Consider the following 22,695-nt stretch of genomic DNA (forward strand, 5'->3'; position numbering starts at 1 on the left):
GCATCCCCCGGTCGCCTGCGGAAGCGAGAGGAATCCGTCCGTGCCCCACGAGCGCGTGCCGCGCCCCCGGCGCTATCTGACCTGTCCTCCCAGATATTTCGACGTGCGCTATGCCATCAATCCCTGGATGCGCGAGGACGCCGAGGTCGACACCGACCTCGCCCGCTCGCAGTGGGAGACGCTGATCCGCGTCTACCGTGACCACGGCCATCAGGTGGAGACCATCGAACCGGTGGCGGGCCTGCCGGACATGGTCTTCGCGGCCAACTCGGCCCTCGTTCTGGAGGGCCGGGTGTTCGGCTCCCGCTTCCACGCCCCGCAGCGGCGCCCGGAACAGCTGGCCTACGAGACCTGGTTCAAGACGGCCGGCTACGACGTGCATCCGCCGGAGTCGGTGTGCGAGGGCGAGGGCGACCTGGTCCCCGCGGGCCGGTTCATCCTGGCGGGCACCGGTTTCCGCACCACCCGGACGGCCCATCAGGAAGTGCAGGAGTTCTTCGGGATACCCACGATCAGCCTGCTGCTGGTGGACCCGTACTTCTACCACCTGGACACCGCGCTGTTCACCCTCGACGACGAGAACATCGCCTACTACCCCGAGGCGTTCTCGCCCGGCAGCCGGGAGGTGCTGGAGCGGCTCTACCCGGACGCGCTGCTCGCCACCCGGGAGGACGCGATGGCCTTCGGACTCAACTCCGTCTCCGACGGCCGCAACGTCTTCGTCGCCCCCCAGGCGACCGGCCTCATCGACCGGCTCACCGAGCGCGGTTACGTCCCCGTCCCCGTCGACCTGTCGGAACTGCACAAGGCCGGCGGGGGCATCAAGTGCTGCACACAGGAGATCCGCTGATGACCGCCCCCACGCGCACCGCCCCGGACCACGGCTCCCGTTCCGCGCGGTCGTCACAGGAGCTGATCCGCGCCGAGGAGTCCTCGCTCGCCCACAACTACCACCCGCTCCCGGTGGTCGTCGCCCGCGCCGAGGGCGTCTGGGTGGAGGACGTCGAGGGCCGCCGCTACCTCGACATGCTGGCCGGGTACTCGGCCCTGAACTTCGGCCACCGCCACCCGGCGCTCATCGCCGCCGCCCACCGGCAGCTCGATGAACTCACCCTCACCTCCAGGGCGTTCCACAACGACCGGCTGGCCGGCTTCGCCGAGGGCCTGGCGGAGCTGACCGGTCTCGGCATGGTGCTGCCGATGAACACCGGCGCCGAGGCCGTGGAGAGCGCCATCAAGGTGGCCCGCAAATGGGCCTACGAGGTCAAGGGCGTCGCCCCGGACCGGGCCACCATCGTGGTGGCCGCGGACAACTTCCACGGCCGCACGACCACGATCGTCAGCTTTTCCAACGACCCCACCGCCCGGGAGGGGTTCGGCCCGTTCGCGCCCGGCTTCCGGGTCGTGCCCTACAACGACCTCGCCGCCATGGAGGCGGCGATCGACGAGACCACCGCCGCCGTGCTGATCGAGCCGATCCAGGGCGAGGCGGGCGTCATCATCCCCGACGACGGCTATCTGCGCGGGGTGCGGGAGCTCACCCGGCGGACCGGGGTGCTGTTCATCGCCGATGAGATCCAGTCGGGTCTGGGGCGCACCGGCACCACGCTGGCCGTGGACCACGAGTCGGTCCGGCCCGATGTGCTGACGCTCGGCAAGGCCCTGGGCGGCGGTATCGTCCCGGTCTCCGCAGTGGTCGCCGACCGCGAGGTGCTCGGGGTGCTGCGCCCGGGTGAGCACGGTTCGACGTTCGGCGGCAACCCGCTGTCCGCGGCGGTCGGCACGGCCGTGGTGGACCTGCTGCGCACCGGGGAGTTCCAGCGCCGCGCGGCCGAGTTGGGCGAGGTCCTCGAGGACGGTCTGGCGAGGCTCACCGGCAAGGGCGTGGTGGGCTACCGCTGCCGCGGACTGTGGGCGGGCGTCGACGTGGACCCCGCGCTGGGCACCGGCCGCGAGGTGAGCGAACGCCTCATGGGCGAGGGGATCCTGGTGAAGGACACCCACGGTTCGACGATCCGGCTCGCGCCGCCGCTGACCATTACCCGTGAGGAGCTGGAGTCCTCGCTCGCCGCCCTGGAGAAGGTGCTCGGCTGACCGACTCCGCACCACCGACAGCACTCGAGCGCCGGGCCGCATTCAGTCTCATACGGCCCGGCGCTCCGCTGTGTTCACCCTTCGGCGGGAATTTTCTCCACGCCGTGCGAACGGGCAAGCGGAACCTAAGATAACGCCCAGGTCACGGCTACCCGTCCGAGAATTTATGTACGTTGTTGAGCATTCCAACGGTGCCAACCATCCCTTGTGGAACACTTCTTTGCGTCTTCACCGGCCGACCTGCTGGAAAGCCGGAAGCCCTCGCGGGTCGAACGCGGTGGAGAGGTCCCCGCCCTCGGCTTCCCGCGAGCGGTCGTTGGGACGCCTGTCCGGGGAGAGCGACGTCCGGGCAGCTTGAATGCAGGGAGGCAATCCGGATGGAATCGCTGAGGACGCTCCTCATCGATAATTATGACTCGTACACGTACAACCTCTTTCATCTGCTGACCGAGGTCAACGGCGAGGAACCGGAGGTGCTTCTCAATGACGCACCGGAGTGCGCGGACATCGACCTTTCGGAGTTCGACAACATCGTGGTGTCCCCCGGTCCGGGACATCCGGCCGACGGGCGGGACTTCGGCGCCGCCGCCCGGCTGATCGACCGCTCCCCCGTCCCGGTGCTGGGGATCGGCCTCGGCCACCAGGGCATCGCGCTGGGCGCGCAGGCGCGAGTGGTGCCCTGCCCCGAACCCCGGCACGGGCACCTCTCCCGGATCAGCCACGGGGGCCGCGGACTGTTCCGCGGCCTGCCGCCGGACTTCACCGCCGTCCGCTCGCATTCGCTGTGCGTGGCCGAGCCGTTGCCGCTGGGGCTCCAGGGCATCGCCTGGTCCGAGGACGGTGTGCTGATGGGGCTGCGGCACCGGGCGCGTCCGCTGTGGGGGGTGCAGTTCCACCCGGAGTCGGTGCTCACCGGATTCGGCTACCGCATGTTCGTCAACTTCCGCGATCTGACCGTCGAGCACGCCAACGGGGAATCGGTCACCTCCATCACCGATCCCCGCCGCGCCCGTCCGGCGGGCGTACCGGCCCCCGCACCGCCGCCGGAGCGGACCCCGCCGCCCGTGGCGAGCGCCCCCGCCCGCACGGCCCCGGCGCCCGCACGCCGGACGGACGGGGAACCAGCCCCCGAACGCCGCTACCGGCTGCACGCCCGGTGGCTGGCCGACGCCACCGACACCGAGGCGGCCTTCACCCGGCTCTACGCGGCTGCCCCGGGCGCGTTCTGGCTGGACAGCGCCCGTACCGGGACCGGTGAGGCCCGTTTCTCCTTCCTCGGTGACAGCCGGGGCCCGCTGGCCGAGTTCGTCCGCTATGACGTCACCCGCGGGGTCTGCGAGATCGAGCGGACGGGACGGCCCGGCGCCCGGTTCGAGGGCAGTGTCTTCGACTACCTCGAACGGGAACTGACCTGCCGTCAGGTGACCGCCCCCGACCTCCCCTTCGACTTCACCGGCGGCTACGTCGGGTACTTCGGCTACGAGCTCAAGGCCGACTGCGGCTCCCCCAACCGGCACCGGGCGACCACCCCCGACGCCTGCTGGCTGTTCGCCGACCGGTTCGTCGCGGTCGACCACCAGGAGGGCGTCACCTATGTGTGCGCGCTGGCCGAGGACACCCCCGAGGGGCAGCGGGGGGCGAAGGACTGGCTGGACGCGACCGTCACCGTGCTCACCGGAGTGCCGACGGCCACCGCGCCGCTCCCCCAGCCGCCGCCGCTCACCTCCACCACCGCCGTGGAACCCTGGCTGGTCCGGGACCGGGAGAGCCACGCCGCCGCGGTCCGCGCCGCGCTGCGCGAACTGCGCGCCGGGACGAGCTACGAGATCTGCCTCACCGACTCCGCCTGGCTGCCCGCGCCCGGCGACTCCTACGCCTTCTACCGGGCCCTGCGCCGGTCCGACCCCGCCCCGTACGCCGCCTATCTGCGCTTCGGCGACATCGACGTGGCCTGTGCCTCGCCCGAGCGCTTCCTCCGCATCACCCCCGACGGGCTCGCGGAGGCCAAACCGGTCAAGGGCACCATCGGCCGCGGCGAGGACGCCGAACAGGACGCCCGGGCGCTGGCGGCCCTCGGCACCAGCCCCAAGCCCCGCGCCGAGAACCTGCTGATCGTCGATCTGCTCCGCAACGACCTCGGCAGGGTCTCCCAGCCCGGCAGCGTGTACGTACCGCGGCTGATGAACACCGAGACCCACGCCACCGTGCACCATCTGGTCTCCACGGTGCGCGGACGGCTGCGCCGGGGCACCTCCGCCGTCGACTGCGTACGGTCCTGCTTCCCCGCCGGGTCCATGACCGGCGCCCCCAAGACACGCACCCTGGAGATCATCGACTCCCTCGAGACCGAGGCCCGCGGGGTGTACTCCGGGGCCATCGGCTTCCTCAGCTGCAACGGCGCCGCCGATCTCAACGTGGTCATCCGCACGGCCACCTTCACCGGCGGCCGGATGCACCTCGGCGCGGGCGGCTCCGTCGTCCTCGGCTCCGACCCCGCCGAGGAGTACGAGGAGATGCTGCTCAAGACCGCCGCGGCGATGCGCGCCCACGACGCCGTACGGTCCGGGTCCGGCGGAGCCCACGACGGTCCGCACGCCCCGGCGGCCGGGGCGCACGACGGCCTGCTCGTGGGGACCGCGCCCGCCACCGCGACCGACTTCGAACGGTGAGGTGACCCGGACATGTTGCAACGGCTGCTCCCCGAGCGCGGGTTCTATCCGGGGCTCGCGTTCCAGGAGGCCGCGGTCCGCCACGGCCGGGTCCGCGTCACCCTCGACCGTCCCCTGGACATCGCGCCCGGCGCCGGCACCGACCTGGGCTACCCCGAACTGGCCGATCTGGTGGACGACCTGGCCGGACGGCTGTGGTCGGCCGGGGTCCGGCCGAGCGAGCATGTGGCCGTCCTCAAGCGGGACAACGCGGACGTCGTCTTATTGGCGTGTGCCGTCTCCCGGATCGGGGCGGTTCCGGCGCTGCTGTCGCCCGCCCTGGAGGGCGGGGTGGTGGCGGTGCTGCTGGACCGGCTGCACGCCCCCTGGCTGATCACCGACCGGGAGACCCTGCTGTCCGCCCTCGGCGGGGTGGACACCACCCTGGCCCGCGGGGTGCTGACGGTGGACGAGGCGCCGGGGAAGACCCTGGCGCTGGCGGGGCTGGCCGGTGTGCCACGGCGTCCGGCCATCCGGCTGCACCCGCATGAGCCCTCGCTGATCACCCATGGCCCGGGGGCCACCGGAATCCCCCGGCTGGAGGTGCACTCACCGCATACGCTGTGGAACCGGCTGGTGCCGCAGCAGGCGCTGGGCCGGGCCACCCGTGGTGAACCGGCCGCGCTGCACCTGCCGTTCGCCTCCTCCCGGATGCTCCAGCAGCTCGGAGTGCTGCTGCACTTCGGCAGTCCGCTGCTGCTGCTCACCGATCCCGACCCCGCGCAGGCGGGCCCGCTGCTGGCGGCGCAGCGGCCCGGCGTCGTCGAGACGGATCCGCACACCTTCGCGCTGTGGGAGGAACTGGCGGACGCGCCCGGCGCGCCGCTGTCCCGGGTGCGCTCCTACGGCTGCCCCTCCGACACCGTTCACCCGCGCACCGTGCGGCGGCTGCTGGACGCGTCCCGGCGCCGCGACCCCCGGCTGCTCCAGCTCTACGGCCAGGGCGAGACGGGCCCGATCGCCTTCGGCTGGTACACCCGGCGGGGCGTGGACCGGGCGCACTGCCGCCGGGTCGGCACCGGGATCCCCGGCTTCACCCGGATCCGGGTGGTCGACGAGGGCGGGCGCGCGTGTCCGCCCGGTGCGCCGGGGGCGGTCGAGGTCCGCACCCGGGGCCGGATCCTCACCTATCTGGGCGCGCCGGAGAGTTACGCCCGGCAGGTGGACCGGGGCTGGTGGCGGATGGGCGACACCGGCTACCGGGACCGGTGGGGCGCGCTGTACCTGCTGGACCGCGAGGGGGACGGGGTGTCCCCGGCCGAAGGCGATCTGGACGTCGAGGACGAGCTGCTGTCACGGGTGGCCGAGCTCCGTGAAGTGATCATCGTCCGCGGTCCCGGACGGGAGGCGGTACCGGTGGTGTGCACCCGCGGGGACGTCCCACTGGACACCGGTCGGTGGCTGCGGGCCACCGGGGACCTGACGTCGCTGGCGTCACCCGTGCAGTGCCGTTTCGAGGACCTTCCCCGCACCCGCACCTGGAAGGTCAGACGGCTGGAGATCGCGCGGCTGCTGGCCACCGGTGAACTGCCCGTGCTGAGCGGGGCGCCGGCCCATGGGTGAACGGACGCGGCAGTGGGGCGGCGGGCTCCAGGGCTACCGGCCCGACCAGAAGCAGTGGACGCTGATGTGGCGTGAGGACGGCGGGCTGATGCCCTCGCGCTCGGTGCCCGACAGCGCGGTGCTGGCCGCCGACTCCTGGCTGGTGGACGACGGACGGGTACGGGCGCTGGACCGGCACCGCCGCCGCTTCCTGGCCGCCTGCACCGAGGCCACGGGCGATTCGCCCGCACGGATCGAGAGCTTCTGGCGGGACGCGATGACGATGGTGCCGCGTACCGACCGCTGGTTCCCCCGGGTGGAACTGGCGGGCCCGGAACCGGCCCGGCTGTTCCTGCGGATCCGTCCGGCACCACCCCGGACGGCCAATGTGACGGTGTGTCTGACCGAGGAGTTCGATCCGCGGGCCGCCCCCCGGCGCAAGGGGCCCGATCTCTCGCTGCTGGCGCATCTGCGCGAGCGGGCGGCGGCGCGCGGCGCACAGGAACTGCTGCTCACCACGGACACCGGGCTGGTGCTGGAGGGCACCGGTGCCAGTGTCCTGTGGTGGGAGGACGATGTGCTCTGTCTGCCGGACCCGGAGCTGCCACTGCTCGCGAGTGTCACCTCGGCGCTGATCGGGGAGCGCGCGGCGGAGCTCGGGCTGCGGCTCGAACACCGCAGATGCACCCCGCATGCGCTGGACGGCCGGGAGGTGTGGCTGGTCAACGCGCTGCACGGGATCCGTCCGGTCACCGCGTGGCTGGGCCGTCCGCTGCGCGCGGGTCCGGCGCTGCGCGCCCCCGACTGGCAGACCTGGCTGGACGGCAGCGCCGAACCGTTCGTCACCCCGAACGGCGTCCACCGATGACGGCCGTCCCCGCGGCCCGCGAGGCGGCGGCCCCGACCGTACCCCGGCACCCGCTGGAGGCCACACCATGAACACCCATGGACCGCGACGTGACGTCGGGACGCACCGGCCCCGGGCCGTGGCCCGGGGGCGGAATCCGCTGCGGCGCCGGTCGGACCGGATCCAGTCCTGGTGCACCGCGCTGTTCCTGCTGACGCTGGTGTGCGGGATCCCGTTCGCCGCGCTGAGCGTGGCCGGCGCGGCGTACGACTCACAGCTGCGGGTGGTGCACGCCGAGGAGGCGGCGCGCCACCGGGTCACCGCGCGGCTGGCCGAGGACCCGCCGGGCGGACCGCGCGGGGCGGAGGGGGCGCCGACCCGGCAGGCGCGGGTGCGCTGGACCGGCCCGGACGGCGCCCGCCACTCCGGCCTGGCCACGGTGACGGGCGGTTCTCGGGCGGGTGACGCCGTGCTGGTGTGGGTGGACCGTGCCGGGGCGCTGGTACGCGCCCCGGCCTCGCCCTCGACCGCGCGGACGGTGGGCTGGTTCACCGGCTGTCTGAGCGCCGCCGCGGGGCTCGCCCTCACCTGTGCCGCGCGGTCCCGGGTCCGGCGGGCGCTGGACCGCGGCCGGTACGCGCGGTGGGAGGCAGAGTGGAAGGAGGTGGAACCCGCGTGGTCCGGCAGGAACCGTCGCTGATCCGGCCGGTGCCCGCGGGCCCGGCGGACGCAGGTGCAAGGTGAGGAGCGGACATGTCGCACACAGTGGAATGGCGGGTGCACCTCTTCCTCTTCGAGGACGAGGGCAGGACGAAGGCGCGGATCGAGCTGGACACCGGGGAGTCGGCGCTCACCGGGCGCGGGGTGGCACGCTGCAACCCCGATGACGAGGACGTCCCGGCGATCGGTGACGAGCTGGCCGCGGGCCGGGCGCTGCACGACCTCGGGGAGCAGCTGCTGCGCGCCGCGGAGCACGACATCGAGCGGGTGGGCGCGCCGCCGGCGTCGCCCCGGCCGCGCCCGGGGTACGGCTGGATCGCCTGACGGCGCAGGCGTACGGCCTAGGGCGTGTCCTCGGCCGCCCCGGCGAGCAGGTCGAGCATCGCGCCCTCGGCGCGGGGCGCGTCCCGGTCCCGTACGGCCTCCAGCACCCGCCGGTGGCCGGACACGGGGTCGCCGGCGCCGTCGCGGCCGCGCACCGGCCGGGCGGGTCCGTCCGGCGCGGGCGCGAGGACCAGCTCGAGCCGGGAGAGCAGTTCATTGCCGGTGGCGGTGTGCAGGGCGTGCTGGAAGGAGGCCGCTGCCGCCGCCTCCGCCGCGGGATCGCCGCGGCCGCGCTCCATGGCGGTCAGCGCCGCCTCCAGGGCGGCCAGGTCGGTGTCGCCGCGGCGCAGCGCGGCGCGGTGGGCGGCGGCGGGGGCCACGGCGGCGCGGACGTCGGTGAGGTCGCGCCACAGCCGCTCGCCGTCTCCCCCGGCCAGCCGCCAGCGGATCACATCGGCGTCCAGCAGGTTCCAGGCGGAGCGCGGGCGGACGAAGGTGCCGCGTTTCTGGCGCGCGTCGATGAGTCCCTTCCCGGCGAGGACCTTCAGGGACTCGCGCATCACGGTGAGGCTGACGTCCAGCTCCGCGCCGAGGGCACGCACATCCAGGATCTCGCCCTCGGCGAGCGCTCCCGCGACGATCCGGGCGCCGAGCCGCTGGACCACCCGGCCATGGACACCTCTGCCCGCGTAGGACGTCATGGGTGCGCTCCTCCTGTCCGCCGGCCCCACCCGTACGGAATCGCCCGTACCACGCGTTATTTATGAATACATCCTGGCACCGGGACGGCGGCCGCCGGAGGTCGCTCACCGGATTAAATGTGAATTAACGGCACGCGGCCCGGCCCTCACTCCGGGAGCCGGGATCCGGGATCCGGGACCGACGGCATGCACATCCGGCATATCCGCCTATTTCCGCTTAGCGTGGCAGGTGCGGAGTAACATTACGCTTCACGTGCTGGAGGCAGAGCGAAAGCGGATCTCATGGGCGACAGCACCTTCCGCGGGTGGCCCCACCATCTCCCCGATCTGGTCTCCGAGGCCGTCGCCGTGGTCGATGAGCGGGGTGTCCTCGCCGGCTGGAGCCTCGGGGCACACCGGCTGCTCGGGATTCCCGCGGAAGAGGCCGTCGGACAGCCCGCGGCCGGGCTGTTCGCGGACGGCGCCGAACCGCCGCACGGAGTGGCGGCGTACACGGCGCCCGGGGGAAGAGCGGCCGTACTGCGCCACCGCGACGGCGGCGAGATACCCGTCGTGCTGTGGGCGCAGCCGTGGGCCCCCGGTGACGGGGGCCGCCACTGGCTGGTGCAGGCGACCCGCGAGGAGGCGATGCGGCAGCAGGACGTCGGCCGCGCGCTGCTGGACAGCCTCGGCACGGACGCGCCGGTCGCCATGAGCGTCTACGACACCGACTGCCGCTGTCTGATGCAGAACGCCGCCCTGCGCAGGCTGAGCGGGCTCACCGACGAGGAGCGCATGGGCCGCACCCTCCGGGAGTCGCTGCCGGACCTGGAGGTCACGGAGATGGAAGCGCTCCAGCGGCGGGTGCTCGGGGGCGGCAGCGCGGTGGGGGACGTGGAGGTGCACGGCCGGGTACCGGCCGACCCCGGCCGGGAGCACTCCTGGTGCAACTCCGTCTTCCCCCTGAAGGACCGCTCCGGGGACGTCTTCGCCGTCTGCCACGCGGTGGTCGACGTGACCGCGCAGGCCCGCGCCCGGGAACGGCTGGCGGTGCTGAACGACGCCAGCGCCCGTATCGGCAGCACCCTGGACCTGCTGCACACCGCCCAGGAACTGGCGGACGTGGCGGTTCCCCGGCTCGCCGACTTCGCCTGCGTCGATCTGATCGACTCCGTCTTCGAGGGCGAGGAGCCGCCGTCCGGCCCGGTGACCCGGGAGGCCGCGTTCCGCCGCGCCGCCCACCGCTCCATCGTGCCCGGCTCCCCGGAGGCGGTGGCCGCCGTGGAGGACGTGGACGTGCACGCCTCCGCCCCCGACTCCCCCTTCGCCCGCGCGCTCGCCACCGGGCAGCCGGTGCTGGAGTCGGCGAACGGCCCGGGGCCGGTCCCCGCCTGGCTCGCCGACGATCCCGCGCGGGCCGCGGGCATCCGGGTGTGGGGCATCCACTCCTGGATGGTGGTCCCGGTGCGGGCGCGCGGCAGCACGCTCGGGGTGGCGGTGTTCCTGCGCCGACAGCGCCCCGAGCCGTTCGAGGAGGACGACCTGCTGCTGGCCGACGAGATCGTGGCACGGGCCGCGGTCTGCATCGACAACGCCCGCCGCTACACCCGGGAGCGCGGTACGGCCCTCGCCCTCCAGCGCAGTCTGCTCCCCCAGCGGCTGCCCGAACAGGCGGCCGTGGAGGCGGCCTCGCGCTATCTGCCCGCGAGCGGCCGGACCGGGGTCGGCGGCGACTGGTTCGATGTGATCGCGCTGTCCGGGGCCCGGGTGGCGCTGGTGGTGGGGGACGTGGTGGGACACGGGATGAAGGCGGCCGTCACCATGGGGCGGCTGCGCACCGCGGTGCGCACCCTGGCCGACCTCGACCTCCCGCCGGACGATCTGCTCACCCATGTGGACGCCCATGTGCGACGCCTGATCGCGGAACAGGCCGATGAGCACCGGGACTTCGCCGAGGCAGGGCCGCCGCCCGCCGAACCGGCCATCGACACCTGGGCGTTCGGGGCCACCTGTGTCTACGCGGTCTACGATCCCGTCACCCGGTGCTGCACCTTCGCCCGCGCCGGACACCCGCCGCCCGCCGTGGTCTTCCCCAACGGCCGGACCCGGTTCCTGGACTCCGCCGGAGGACCGCCCCTGGGGGTGGGCGGCCATCCGTTCGAGCGGGCGGAGGTCGAACTGCCCGACCGCAGCATGCTCGTGCTCTACACCGACGGCCTGGTGGAGTCCCGGGACCATGACATCGACGCCGGTCTGGAGCGGCTGCGGGGCGCCCTGGACGGCGGCTGCCACGAGCTGTCGCTGGACTCGGTGTGCGATGCGGTGGTGGGCGGACTCCTCCCGGAGCATCCGCCCGATGACGTGGCCCTGCTGGTGGCCCGTACCCGGGCGCTGGACGACGACCGCTGCGCCTCCTGGGAACTGCCCCCGAAGCCCGCGGTCGTCCCCCGGGCCCGCTCCTACGTCGCCCAGCAGCTCGCCCGGTGGGAGCTGGGCCATCTGGTGCACACCACCCAGCTGGTGGTCAGCGAACTGGTGACCAACGCGATCCTGCACGCCGGCGGTCCGATTCAACTGCGGCTGGTCAGGAACGAGGCCCTCATCTGCGAGGTGTCCGACAGCAGCGCCGCCGCCCCGCATCTGCGCCGGGCCGGACGGCTGGACGAGGGCGGACGCGGTCTGTTCCTCATCGCCCAGCTCAGCAGGCGGTGGGGCACCCGGTACGCCGGGGACCGCAAGACGGTCTGGGCGGAACAGCCGCTGGAGGTCCCCGAGCCGTAACCACCGCCGTCACGGGGTACCCACTCCACGTCCCCCGCCCGGCGGTGCACGGCTGAAAGGGCCCGATGTGACCAGTCCCCTCCCCGACCCGGCCGGTTCCCTCCCGCACCGCACCGGGTCCGGCCGTCCGGTGTCCGCGCCCGCTCCGCGCCGCGCGCTGGTGGCCGGTTCGGTCGGCAACCTCATCGAGTGGTACGAGTTCGGCGTCTACGGCTACTTCGCGACCGTCATCGCCGCCAACTTCTTCACCCCCAGCGGCGGGAGCGAGCTCGAGGGCCTGGTCAAGACCTACGCCTCGTTCGGGCTCGCCTTCTTCTTCCGGCCCCTGGGCGCCGCGCTGTTCGGACGGGCCGGCGACCGGATCGGCCGCCGCCCCACGCTGATCCTGGCGCTGCTGCTGATGACCGGCGCCACCACACTGATCGGTCTGCTGCCCACCTACGCCACGGTGGGCGCCGCCGCCCCGTGGCTGCTGACGCTGCTGCGGGTGGTCCAGGGCCTGTCCGCGGGCGGGGAGTTCGGCGGCGCGGTGTCGCTGATGACGGAGTTCGCACCGCCGGGCCGCCGGGGGCTGTACGGGGCGTGGCAGTCGTTCACGGTGGCGCTGGGACTGCTCGCGGGGGCCGGTGCGGCGGCGGTGCTGGCCACCGTGCTCGGTGAGCGCGCGCTGCACGACTGGGGGTGGCGGCTGCCGTTCCTGCTCACGCTGCCGCTGGGGCTCGCCGCGCTGTGGCTGCGGCTGAGACTGGAGGAGACCCCGTCCTTCCGGGCCGCGCCCCCGGTGGCACCGGCCGGGGCGAGGGCGGACCGGAAGGAGGTGGCGCGCGCCGTCGTGCTGGGGGCCGGACGTGTCATGGGCTGGGCCGCGGCCGGTTACACCTTCCTGGTCGTCATGCCCTCCTACCTCCAGAGCACCCTGGACGCCTCGTTCCGGCAGGCGCTGGTCGCCACCGTGGTGGCCAATCTGGGGTTCGCCCTGTCCATCCTCCCGGCGGGGCTGCTCAGCGACCGGATCGGACGGCGTCCGGTGATGCTCACCGGGGCGGCCCTGGTGGCCGTGCTCGCCTTCCCCCTGCTCGACCTGGTCCAGGATCCGCACGGTTCGGCCGTGGTCCGGGGAGCCGCCGTGTTCGTCGCGGGCGCCGCCGTCGGGCTGATGGCCGGACCCGGTCCGGCGATGCTCGCCGAGATGTTCCCGGCCCGGGTCCGCTGCACCGGGCTGGGGCTCGCCTACGCGCTGTCGAACGCGGTGTTCTCCGGGTGCGCGGGGCTCATCATCACCGAGGCCATCCAGCGGACCGGCGACGCGGACATCCCCGCGTACTACGTGACGGCCACCTGTGCCGTCAGTCTGCTCGCCCTGCTCGGACTGCGCGGCGACCACCACCGCGGGGCGCTGCGCGAGACCACCGGGACACCGCGGGACCCCGGAACACCACGGACACCGAAGGAGACGTCATGCGGGTGATCGGACTGATGTCGGGGACCTCCCACGATGCGATCGACGCCGCGGCCGCCGATCTCGTCCTCGACGGCGACACCCTGATCCTGGCCCCGCTGGGGCTGGTCAGCGATCCCTATCCGGACGCGCTGCGCGGTGCGCTGCGGGCCGCGCTGCCACCGTCGGCGACCACCATGGAGGAGGTGTGCGCGCTCGACACCCGGATCGGCCAGGCGTTCGCGGCACTCGCCGCGCGAGCCGCCCGGGAGCTGTGCGGCGGGCGGGCGGACCTCATCGCCTCGCACGGCCAGACCGTGTACCACTGGGTGGCGGACGGCCGGGCGCTGGGCACCCTGCAACTGGGCCGGTCCGCCTGGATCGCCGAGGCCACCGGGGTGCCGGTCGTCTCCGATCTGCGCTCCCGGGACATCGCCGCGGGCGGTCAGGGCGCCCCGCTGGTGAGCCTGGTGGACGCGCTGTGGCTGAACGGACGGCCCGGGGTGTGCGCCGCGCTGAACCTCGGCGGTATCGCCAATCTGACCGCGGTGCCCAAGGGCGGCGCGCCGCTGGCCTTCGACACCGGCCCGGGGAACGCCCTCATCGACGCGGCCGCCACCGAGCTGACCGGGGGCCGGCTCGGCTATGACGCGGACGGGGCGATGGCGGCGCGCGGCACGGTCCACCCGGGACTGCTCGGGCGGCTGCTGACGGAGCCGTACTACGCCCGCTCCGCGCCCAAGACCACCGGGAAGGAGCTGTTCCACCCGGCGTACCTGCGGGCCGCCCTGGCCGAGGCCGGTCCGGTCGCGGCGGACGACGTCCTGGCCACGGTCACGGAGCTGACGGCCCGTACGGTGGCGGACGCGGTCCGGTCGGTGCACGCCACCGAGGTGATCGCCTCCGGGGGCGGCGTCCGCAACCCCGTGCTGATGGCGGCGCTGGACCGGGCCCTGGACGGGATCGCGCTGCGGTGTTCCGACGACCTCGGCCTCCCGGCGGACGCGAAGGAGGCGTACGCGTTCGCCGTGCTGGGTTTCCTGACCGCCCATGGACTGCCGGGCACCGCACCCGGATGCACCGGCGCACACCATCCGAGCCTGCTGGGCTCGCTCACCCCGGGGCGGCGTCCGCTGCGGCTGCCGGAGCCCGCCCGGAACGCGCCGTCCCGGCTGGAGATCTTCCGGCGCTGACCCACCGGAAGCGGATGTCCGGAGCACAGACCGGATCAGAATGGGTGAACGCGGGTAAACTCAGCGTAGTTGACGGGGGGCGGGGGCGCGTGGGGGAGTCGGGGATGGGTGTCGGCCTCAGAGGCCGGAGCGGAATCATCAGTCTGGCCGAGGAGTGCCTGCGGCTGCCACCGGAGGCCGAGCGACCGGTGATCATGCTGCTCGGTCCGCGCGGCAGCGGCGCCAGTGAGGCGCACAGCGCGCTGATGGAGCGGTTCGGCCCCGAGCACCCCTTCGCCTATGTGAACCTCGGCGGGGAGCAGTCGCTGCTGCCGCGCTACGCCCTGGCCCTGCTGGCCCGCCAGTTGGAGCGCAAGCTGCCGCGCTACCGCCGCTCCCACTTCCCGCGGCTGACCCTCGGGCTGCTCGCCTCCGACCACCAGTTGCGGATGACCAGCCTGGCAGAGGGGCGGCGCACCATCCGGCGGGAGCTGGACGCGTTCCAGGAGCAGGCCGAAGCGCGTTACGGCGACTACCTGGCCGCCTTCTTCGAGGTCGCCGGAGGGGCGGTGGGCGCCCCCGACGGTGCGTCCACCGCCGCGCTGGCGCTGCTGCGGGACGCCCTCCGGCGCGGTCGCCGACGGCTGCCGGGGCGGAAGTTCACCGGCAGCGCCGCCTGGTACGGCGGCCACCGGCTGCTGCACAGCCGCGATCCGTGGGAGGCCCTGGTCGAGCTCAACTTATGGCGCCATGAGGGCGACGCCCATGATCTCGAGCGGCTGGACCAGGTGCTGTTCTCCGCCTTCCTGGAGGACCTGCGGAGCAACGCGGACCGCTCGTTCATGCCGCGCTCGTATCTGCTGCTGCTGGACAACTCCCATACGGAGTACGGCCGTCGCTTCCTCGACCTGCTGATCCGCTCGCGCCATGACGACGCCGTGGTGGCGGGCGCGGCCTGCGATCCGCTCACCGTGGTGGCCAGTTCCAACCGCTGGCTGCCGCGCTGGGGCCCGGCGACCGGCGACCAGTGGCCGTGGCAGCTGCGCGGTCCCGACCGGGCCTCGCTGGGCGACTGGGAGGAGCACCGGCCCACCCGTGACAGCGATGACACCTGGTGGTACCCGCTGCGGCTGCGTGATCTCAACCTGGACGAGGTGCGCATCCGGATGGAGCTGGAGCTGCGCCACCACCCCGACCTCGCGCCGTACACCCGGCTCGCGCCCTTCGTCCACCGGCTGACCGCAGGGCTCCCCCGGGCCGTGTCCCAGGTGCTGGAGGTGTTCCGGCAGTCGGACCTGCCCGCGGAGGACGGCTCCGAGCAGGACCGCTGGCTGCGTACGCTGCCGGACCGCACCCTGCGCGACGGCGAGGACACCCGCCCGCTCGCCGAGTCCGCCCTCGGCCATCTGCTGAAGGGTTTCGACCCCGGGCAGCGGCTCGCCCTCGCCGAATGCGCGGCCGCCCGCGACCTGTCCGTCGGCACCCGGCTGCTCGCCTCGGGCGAATCGCTGTTCGGCGGGATCCGCGACCGCTGGCTGCTGCTGACGCCGGGCACGGTGACCCCGGCGCTCCACCCGTGGCTGCGGCGGCTGCTGCTGTGGCGGCTGGCCGGACGCCCCGGGGACTGGGACACCGTGCACGAGCTGCTGGCCGAGCACTTCCGGGCCGAGGGGCGCACGGTGCACGAGATGTACCACCGGCTGGCCGCGGAGCGGATCGACGAGGTGACGGGGTATCTGGTGGCGCGGTTCCCCGCGGTGCCCGCGGCCCAGTGGATCAGCGAGTTCAACATCATCACGGCCGCACCCGGGCGGTTCCCGGCGGCGGGCGGTCCGCTGGACCTGCTCGCGGCGCTGGCCCCGGAGAACCCTCCGGAGGCGGTCACCGCCGTGTCGGTGATCCGGGAGCTGATCACCGCGCGCTGGGTGTGGAGCGATCCGCTCGCCGACCCCGGCAGACGGCTGGGCGGGGTGCTCGCCGACGGTTTCAACCAGCTGTCCCGGCTGAGGAGGAACGACATCGTGGCCCTGTTCAACGAGGCGGAGCGATACCGCCACTGGCGCCATCCGCTGACCTCCGCCGGCGAGGGGTGAGCCCGGTGCCCAGACTCGAATGGCCGCTGCACATCGTGCGGCGGGTGATCGTGGGGGTGGTGGTCGTCGCCGTGCTGGCGGTGGCGGTGCCGCTCACCGCGCACTGGATCCAGGAGAAGCGGTCGCGCTGCGCGGCGGGCGTGGTGAAGCTGGGCGACGGCGACGAGTGCGTGGGCGTCACCGACGGCTCGTACGCCTTCGCCGGTCATCTCGGCGCGGTGGAGGAGAAGATCAAGGCGGAGAACGACCGGGTGACGGCCGGTGCCGACAAGGATCCGTACGTCAGCGTCGCCTATATGACCTCCTTCACCCTGACCGACGACGACAGCAACTCGGAGGAGTCGGTCCGCCACGAGCTGGAGGGCGCCTATCTGGCGCAGTACCGGCACAACCGCGGCGATCTGTCCTCCACCCCCAAGATCAAGCTGCTGATCGCCAACACCGGCAGCAACGCGGCCCACTGGGCGCACACCACCGACGAGCTCATCGGGCGCATCGGCGCGCCCGACAACCTGGTGGCGGTGACCGGGCTGGGGCCGAGCACCGACCGGACCCTGGAGGCGCTGCGCCGGCTGTCCGACCACGGTCTCGCACTGGTGGCCAGCACCATGACGGCCACCAACATCAAGGGGATCAACGGTTTCGTGCGGGTCTCGCCGACCAACGTGGACGAGGCGCAGGCCGCGTCGGCCTATCTGAAGCAGCAGAAGATCCGCACCGCGGTGGTGGTGCAGGACGACGCGGAGAGCAACTACTACGCCAAGACGCTGGGCGACGCCTTCACCGATGTCTTCCAGGACACCGAGGGCCACCGGCTGGTGGCGGACCGGATGACCTACGACTCCTCGGTGCGCAGCGCCTGGCAGAACGAACTGCGCTATATGCCGGGGCAGTTGTGCGACCAGAAGCCACAGGTGGTCTACTTCGCGGGCCGCGGCCGCCATCTCACCCGCTTCCTGGACTCCCTGGCCAACCGGCCCTGCCAGGGGCGGAAGTTCACCGTCATCGCGGGCGACGACACCTCCAACCTCACCGCGCGGCAGCTCGCGCACGCCGCCGAGAGCGGGGTGCGGGTGCTGTACACGGGTCTGGCCCATCCGGACATGTGGCGCCAGGATCCGCTCCATGTCTCCGGTCCGTCGGCCCGCCACTTCCAGCCGGACGGCTCACTGGACCGCTGGTTCCCCAATGACCCCCGGTACGACGGGCAGGCCATCATGGCGCATGACGCGGTGCTGACCGCGGCGCACGGCATCCAGATGGCGGCGGGCTGGCAGGGCGAGGTGACCGGGGACGCGGTGGCCCGGATGTTCCATCAGATGGACGGCCGGCAGCAGGTGGCGGGGGCGAGCGGGTTCATCTCCTTCCGGAACGACGGCAATCCGCGGAACAAGGCGGTGCCGATCCTGCATCTGACCCGGACCGGCCGGGCGGAGCTGCTGGAGGTGTCGGCACCGCGCGGGGAACCGCCGCGCAAGCAGTGACCGGCGCGGGGCCCGGCAGGCGCCGCCGGGCCTCAGTCGTCGGGGATCTCCATCCGGCGGCCCTTGGGCAGTTGCTGTTCGAACCAGACCACCTTGCCGGTGCTCAGCCGGGTGGCGCCCCAGCGCTGGGCGAGCTGGTTGACCAGGAACAGCCCCCGGCCGCCCTCGTCGCCGGGCCGGGCGTGCAGCATCCGGGGCACGAAGGGTGAGTCGTCGCCCACTTCGCAGCGGAGCACATCGGTGCGCAGCAACCGCAGCGACAGCGGACGGCTGGCGTAGCGCACGGCGTTGGTCACCACCTCGCTGACCATGAGTTCGGTGGATTCCAGCAGGGACTCCAGCCGCCAGCGCTGGAGTGTTCTGCGGGTGAGCCCCCGGGCCCGGCCGGGGGTCCGCGTCTCGGGCTCCAGGAACCAGTACGCCACGTTGTACGAGGGGATCCCGTGGAAGCGGGCGGCAAGCAGGGCGATGTCGTCGTCGCGTTCGCTGCCGGGGCCGACCCCGCCGACCACCGCGTCGCACAGCAGCTCCAGCGGTGGCGGGGTGAGCACCAGGGCGGTGGCGTGCAGCCGGTCGCGCAGCAGCTCCACGCCGGTCCACACATCGGTCTCCCGGGACTCGACCAGTCCGTCGGTGTAGAGCAGCAGGGTGGCGCCGGTGGGCGCGTACATCTCCACGGTCTCGAAGCCGACGCCGCCCACCCCGATGGGCGCGCCGGGCGGCACCCGCAGTACCTCGCCGCGGCCCTCGGGGTGCAGCAGCACCGGTGGCGGATGGCCCGCGTTGGCCACCTGGAGCCGGTGCGCGATGGGGTCGTAGATGGCGTAGAGACAGGTGGCCATGTGCTGGCTGCCCAGCCGTTCGGCCTGTTCGTCGAGGTGGTGCAGCACTTCGTCGGGGGTCAGGTCGAGTCCGGCGAGGGTCTGCACGGTGGTGCGCAGCTGGCCCATGATGGCGGCCGAGGTCATGGAGTGGCCCATCACATCGCCGATGACGAGCGCGACGCGGTTCCCGGGGAGCGGAATCGCGTCATACCAGTCGCCGCCGATCCGGGCCGTCTTCGAGGAGGGCAGATAGCGGCTGGCCAGCCGGACGCCCATCGGCTCGGGCAGCGAGGACGGGAGCATGGTGCGCTGGAGGGCGTCCGCGACGGACGCCTCGCGTCCGTAGAGCACCGCCTTGTTCATGCCCAGGGCGGTGTGGGTGGCGAGCTGGGAGGCGACGAGGAGATCGTCCCCGGTGAAGGCCGGACGGTCGGCGTGGCGCACCAGTACGGCGGCGCCCAGCACATGGCGGCGGCCGCGCAACGGGGCGATGATCAGCCGTCGGCCGGGCGGCAGGGTGCCGGGGCCGCCCGCGTCCGGGCCGAGCAGCTCGGCCGCGGCGGCGGCCACCGCGGGGCTGTCGCAGAAGGCGGGCCGTCCACCGTTCAGCAGGTCGGCGAGGCCGCCGCTGATCGTCCGGCGGGTGGCGTCGGGGGGTACGGGTCCGGTGGGGGGCAGTCCGGTGGCGGCCGTGATCACGCCGGGGGTGCCACAGGGCGCGGGGTCCGGATCGACCGCGCCGATCGGTCCCGTGGAGTGCGGGCGCAGTACCAGGGGGCCGGGGGAATCGTCGTCCCCGGCGGGCAGCGGGTCCCGCAGATGGATCACGGCCGCGTCGGCGAAGTCGGGGACGGCGGCCCGGCACAGCTCGCGCAGCGTCTCGTCGAGGTCCATTCCGCGGGCGATCTGCCGGGTCGCGGTGTCGAGGTAGCGCAGCCGGTCGGTCTGCGACTGCGGCCCGTACGGGGTCTCGTCCCGGGTCCGCTCCGCGGGGGTCCCTGGCGGCGGGGTGCCCCGGCCGCGCTGGGGCGGTGGCTGCGGTGGCGGGCCGCCGGGTCCGGCGGCCGGGGGCTGCTGGCCGCGGCCCCGGAGCGCGGCCCTCCCCTGCGCCCGGCCGGTGGGGTGGTCCGGGCCTTCGGGGGGAGGGGGGTGCGCAATCACACGAGTCGTTTCCGTCCGGTGGGGGCCACGCCGGGGCGGCCGAGCGGTGTCAGCCGCCCCGTCTGCAGTGGAGGAAGAGCTGCTCCTCGGGGGGTACGTCCGAGGTCGCCGGGGCGTAGCTGTAGGAGGTCTCCCCGAGGATCTCGAAACCGGCGGTCTCGGTGACCCGGCGCAGGTCCTCCCGCAGATAGCCGGAGACACGGATGGTGCGGTGGAGGAACGGGATGGCGTAGTCGTCCACATCGGCCTCCACCATCGACAGGGCGAACAGGCCGCCGGGGACCAGCAGCCGGCGGATGGTGCCGAGGGCGTGCGGGATCTCGGCCCGCGGCAGCATGAGCAGGGAGAAGAAGGCGGCGACCGCGTCGAAACGGCCGAGGTCATGGAGGCCGCCGGGGCGCAGATCAGCGAGGTCCAGCCGGTGGAACTCCGCGCCGGGGACATACTCCCTGGCCAGCCGTACCATTCCGGCGGACAGATCGACGCCGACGACGCGCAGCCCCGCGTCGGTCAGCTGGCGCGCGGTCGGCAGCCCGGTGCCGCAGCCCAGGTCCAGCACCCGGGATCCGGCCGGGAGCTTTCCGATCAGCCACTCACCGGCGGCGAGCTGCCCGTCCTTGTGCGGGAACGCCTCGTCGTAGCGGGCGCCTATGGCATCGAATGCCTCGGCCTGACCCGTGCGGTCGAGCCGTATGTCGTCGTAGCCGGTCTCACTGGTCCCGTTGCTCACGCGTACATCCTTGAGGTACTCGGTACCCAATATTTTCATAATGCTCCCGTTTTGCGCTACGACCCCTTCGCGGCGAACCACCGGCAGGATCGTGCGGGCACGGGCCGTGTGCGCAGGTCAGCCACCACCACCCGGGGGCTTGTCCTCGTCGACGATCTCGGCGTCGACGACCTCGTCGTCCGACCCCGCCGGGCCGCTGCCGCCACCGTCACCGGCGCCTTCCGGCCCTGCCGGCCCTCCTCCGCCGTCGGACGGCGGGCGCGCCTGCGCGTAGAGCGCGGAGCCGATCTTCTGTCCGGCCGCCGCGGTGCGTTCGGTGGCCTCCCGGATCGCGGTGATGTCCTCGCCCTTCAGCTTCTCCTTCAGATCCGCGACGGCCGTCCCGGCCTCGTCCCGCGCGTCCTGCGGAACCTTGTCGCCCTGGTCCCGGAGCAGCTTCTCGGTCTGGTACACGAGCTGCTCGGCCTGGTTGCGGGTCTCGGCGGCCTCACGGCGCTCGTGGTCCTCCTCCGCGTACTGCTCGGCCTCGCGCATCATGCGGTCGATGTCGTCCTTCGGCAGCGCGGAGCCACCGGTGACGGTCATCCGCTGCTCCTTGCCGGTACCCAGGTCCTTCGCGGAGACATGCATGATCCCGTCGGCGTCGATGTCGAAGGCCACCTCGATCTGCGGCACCCCGCGGGGCGCCGGGGGCAGACCGGTGAGCTCGAACATCCCCAGCTTCTTGTTGTACGCCGCGATCTCCCGCTCCCCCTGGAAGACCTGGATCTGCACGGACGGCTGGTTGTCCTCGGCCGTGGTGAACACCTCGGAGCGCTTGGTCGGGATCGTGGTGTTGCGCTCGATCAGCTTGGTCATGATGCCGCCCTTGGTCTCGATACCGAGGGACAGCGGAGTGACGTCCAGCAGCAGGACGTCCTTGACCTCACCCTTGAGCACACCGGCCTGGAGGGACGCGCCGATGGCGACGACCTCGTCCGGGTTCACACCCTTGTTGGCCTCCTTGCCGGTCAGCTCCTTGACCAGGCCGGTCACCGCGGGCATACGGGTCGAGCCGCCGACGAGGATCACGTGGTCGATGGCGGAGGTCTTGATCCCGGCGTCCTGGACCGCCTGGTGGAAGGGGGCCTTGCAGCGCTCCAGGAGGTCCTCGGTGAGCTGCTGGAACTGCGAGCGGGTGAGCTTCTCGTCCAGGTGCAGCGGGCCCTCGTCCGAGGCGGTGACATAGGGCAGGTTGATCGCGGTCTCACTGGCCGCGGACAGTTCGATCTTCGCCTTCTCGGCCGCCTCACGGAGGCGCTGGACCGCCATCTTGTCCTTGGACAGGTCCACCCCGTACCCGTTCTTGAACTGCTTGATGAGATGGTCGACGATCCGCTGGTCCCAGTCGTCGCCGCCGAGGTGGGTGTCACCGTTGGTGGCCTTGACCTCGACGACCCCGTCGCCGATCTCCAGCAGGGAGACATCGAAGGTGCCGCCGCCGAGGTCGAAGACCAGGATGGTCTGGTCGTCCTTCTCCAGGCCGTACGCCAGGGCCGCGGCCGTGGGCTCGTTGATGATCCGCAGCACCTTCAGCCCGGCGATCTCACCCGCCTCCTTGGTGGCGGTGCGCTGGGTGTCGTTGAAGTACGCCGGGACGGTGATGACGGCGTCCGTGACATCGTCACCGAGGTACGCCTCCGCGTCGCGCTTGAGCTTCTGCAGCACCCGGGCGGAGATCTCCTGGGCGGTGTAGCGCTTGCCGTCGATGTCACCCGTGGCCGGGAACCGCCACCCCGCGTCCCCCATGTGGCGCTTGGCGGACCGGGCGGTGCGCTCGACGTTGGTCACCGCCTGCCGTTTGGCGACCTCGCCCACCAGCACCTCGCCGTTCTTGGCGAACGCCACCACCGAGGGGGTGGTCCGGGCGCCCTCGGTGTTGGTGACGACGGTCGGTTCACCGCCCTCCAGGACGGACACCACCGAGTTCGTCGTTCCCAGGTCGATACCGACTGCGCGGGTCATCTCGGCCCTCCTCCCGATCTGCCTCCCAGTATCCCAAAAGGGATGTATCAGGCTTGATCCATGGGCCGGGCCACCGGCGCCCGCCCCGGGCCG

The 22,695-nt window shown here is 72.9% G+C and carries 16 protein-coding genes; 12 read left to right on the plus strand and 4 right to left on the minus strand.

Translation table 11 applies throughout. The features are described 5' to 3' along the window. Nucleotides 1-40 precede the first annotated feature (40 nt). The 7 genes from ddaH (at nt 41) to AC07FT_RS23810 (ending at nt 8,235) form a co-directional block, all read left to right on the plus strand. On the plus strand, nt 41-850 hold the full coding sequence (ddaH, locus tag AC07FT_RS23780) for a dimethylargininase (RefSeq protein ID WP_479177995.1): 810 nt from the start codon (nt 41-43) through the stop codon (nt 848-850). After that, nucleotides 850-2,094 (plus strand): ornithine--oxo-acid transaminase, encoded by a 1,245-nt coding sequence (rocD, locus tag AC07FT_RS23785; RefSeq protein WP_479177996.1) that lies wholly within the window; start codon nt 850-852, stop codon nt 2,092-2,094. The genes ddaH and rocD overlap by 1 nt, the downstream gene beginning before the upstream one ends. A 377-nt stretch (nt 2,095-2,471) precedes the next feature. Further along, nucleotides 2,472-4,763, plus strand: coding sequence for a chorismate-binding protein (locus AC07FT_RS23790; RefSeq protein WP_479177997.1), 2,292 nt, complete (start codon nt 2,472-2,474; stop codon nt 4,761-4,763). A gap of 12 nt (nt 4,764-4,775) precedes the next feature. Beyond that, nucleotides 4,776-6,365, plus strand: a complete 1,590-nt coding sequence (locus AC07FT_RS23795; RefSeq protein WP_479177998.1) for an AMP-binding protein — start codon at nt 4,776-4,778, stop codon at nt 6,363-6,365. Then, entirely contained in the window at nt 6,358-7,212 is an 855-nt protein-coding gene (locus tag AC07FT_RS23800) for an aminotransferase class IV (RefSeq protein ID WP_479177999.1), read from the plus strand. Before AC07FT_RS23795 ends, AC07FT_RS23800 begins: the two co-directional genes overlap by 8 nt. Before the next feature lie 67 nt (nt 7,213-7,279). Next, nucleotides 7,280-7,891: an Rv1733c family protein gene (locus AC07FT_RS23805; RefSeq protein ID WP_479178000.1), complete on the plus strand. Its 612-nt coding sequence runs from the start codon at nt 7,280-7,282 to the stop codon at nt 7,889-7,891. A gap of 53 nt (nt 7,892-7,944) precedes the next feature. Further along, on the plus strand, nt 7,945-8,235 hold the full coding sequence (locus AC07FT_RS23810) for a DUF1876 domain-containing protein (protein ID WP_432014367.1): 291 nt from the start codon (nt 7,945-7,947) through the stop codon (nt 8,233-8,235). Between the two features lie 17 nt (nt 8,236-8,252). Here the strand turns inward: AC07FT_RS23810 and AC07FT_RS23815 are convergent, their stop codons facing one another. Further along, complete coding sequence (locus AC07FT_RS23815) at nt 8,253-8,936, minus strand: FadR/GntR family transcriptional regulator (RefSeq protein WP_479178001.1); 684 nt, start codon at nt 8,934-8,936, stop codon at nt 8,253-8,255. A 282-nt stretch (nt 8,937-9,218) separates the two neighbouring features. Between AC07FT_RS23815 and AC07FT_RS23820 the strand changes: the two genes are divergently transcribed. The 5 genes from AC07FT_RS23820 to AC07FT_RS23840 all read left to right on the plus strand — a co-directional run bounded on the left by AC07FT_RS23820 (nt 9,219) and on the right by AC07FT_RS23840 (nt 17,883). Beyond that, nucleotides 9,219-11,696, plus strand: a complete 2,478-nt coding sequence (locus AC07FT_RS23820; RefSeq protein ID WP_479178002.1) for a SpoIIE family protein phosphatase — start codon at nt 9,219-9,221, stop codon at nt 11,694-11,696. A 67-nt stretch (nt 11,697-11,763) separates the two neighbouring features. Continuing rightward, complete coding sequence (locus tag AC07FT_RS23825; protein ID WP_479178003.1) at nt 11,764-13,164, plus strand: MFS transporter; 1,401 nt, start codon at nt 11,764-11,766, stop codon at nt 13,162-13,164. Continuing rightward, a complete protein-coding gene (locus tag AC07FT_RS23830; RefSeq protein ID WP_479178004.1) occupies nt 13,155-14,327 on the plus strand; it encodes an anhydro-N-acetylmuramic acid kinase in 1,173 nt (390 codons plus the stop codon). Before AC07FT_RS23825 ends, AC07FT_RS23830 begins: the two co-directional genes overlap by 10 nt. A gap of 104 nt (nt 14,328-14,431) precedes the next feature. Then, a complete protein-coding gene (locus AC07FT_RS23835) occupies nt 14,432-16,399 on the plus strand; it encodes a hypothetical protein (RefSeq protein ID WP_479178005.1) in 1,968 nt (655 codons plus the stop codon). 5 nt (nt 16,400-16,404) lie between these two features. Beyond that, the gene (locus AC07FT_RS23840; RefSeq protein WP_471199306.1) at nt 16,405-17,883 is read left to right on the plus strand and encodes an ABC transporter substrate-binding protein; all 1,479 of its coding nucleotides are present in this window, start codon (nt 16,405-16,407) and stop codon (nt 17,881-17,883) included. A gap of 32 nt (nt 17,884-17,915) precedes the next feature. Here AC07FT_RS23840 and AC07FT_RS23845 read toward each other — a convergent pair whose 3' ends face one another. The 3 genes from AC07FT_RS23845 to dnaK form a co-directional block, all read right to left on the minus strand. Continuing rightward, complete coding sequence (locus AC07FT_RS23845; RefSeq protein ID WP_479178037.1) at nt 17,916-19,865, minus strand: SpoIIE family protein phosphatase; 1,950 nt, start codon at nt 19,863-19,865, stop codon at nt 17,916-17,918. 52 nt (nt 19,866-19,917) lie between these two features. Then, nucleotides 19,918-20,598 (minus strand): class I SAM-dependent DNA methyltransferase, encoded by a 681-nt coding sequence (locus AC07FT_RS23850; protein WP_479178006.1) that lies wholly within the window; start codon nt 20,596-20,598, stop codon nt 19,918-19,920. Between the two features lie 117 nt (nt 20,599-20,715). After that, nucleotides 20,716-22,602: a molecular chaperone DnaK gene (gene dnaK, locus AC07FT_RS23855; protein WP_479178007.1), complete on the minus strand. Its 1,887-nt coding sequence runs from the start codon at nt 22,600-22,602 to the stop codon at nt 20,716-20,718. Nucleotides 22,603-22,695: the final 93 nt, after the last annotated feature.

It is taken from the genome of Streptomyces sp. NPDC045899 (assembly GCF_056431485.1).

What these genes read in the sequence shown, in the direction of transcription:
- dnaK (WP_479178007.1), bottom strand. Translation starts at nt 22,602, where the DNA reads ATGACCCGCGCAGTCGGTATCGACCTGGGAACGACGAACTCGGTGGTG.
- AC07FT_RS23820 (WP_479178002.1), top strand. Translation starts at nt 9,219, where the DNA reads ATGGGCGACAGCACCTTCCGCGGGTGGCCCCACCATCTCCCCGATCTG.
- rocD (WP_479177996.1), top strand. Translation starts at nt 850, where the DNA reads ATGACCGCCCCCACGCGCACCGCCCCGGACCACGGCTCCCGTTCCGCG.
- AC07FT_RS23810 (WP_432014367.1), top strand. Translation starts at nt 7,945, where the DNA reads ATGTCGCACACAGTGGAATGGCGGGTGCACCTCTTCCTCTTCGAGGAC.
- AC07FT_RS23790 (WP_479177997.1), top strand. Translation starts at nt 2,472, where the DNA reads ATGGAATCGCTGAGGACGCTCCTCATCGATAATTATGACTCGTACACG.
- AC07FT_RS23815 (WP_479178001.1), bottom strand. Translation starts at nt 8,936, where the DNA reads ATGACGTCCTACGCGGGCAGAGGTGTCCATGGCCGGGTGGTCCAGCGG.
- AC07FT_RS23830 (WP_479178004.1), top strand. Translation starts at nt 13,155, where the DNA reads ATGCGGGTGATCGGACTGATGTCGGGGACCTCCCACGATGCGATCGAC.
- AC07FT_RS23805 (WP_479178000.1), top strand. Translation starts at nt 7,280, where the DNA reads ATGAACACCCATGGACCGCGACGTGACGTCGGGACGCACCGGCCCCGG.
- AC07FT_RS23800 (WP_479177999.1), top strand. Translation starts at nt 6,358, where the DNA reads ATGGGTGAACGGACGCGGCAGTGGGGCGGCGGGCTCCAGGGCTACCGG.
- AC07FT_RS23795 (WP_479177998.1), top strand. Translation starts at nt 4,776, where the DNA reads ATGTTGCAACGGCTGCTCCCCGAGCGCGGGTTCTATCCGGGGCTCGCG.
- AC07FT_RS23835 (WP_479178005.1), top strand. Translation starts at nt 14,432, where the DNA reads ATGGGTGTCGGCCTCAGAGGCCGGAGCGGAATCATCAGTCTGGCCGAG.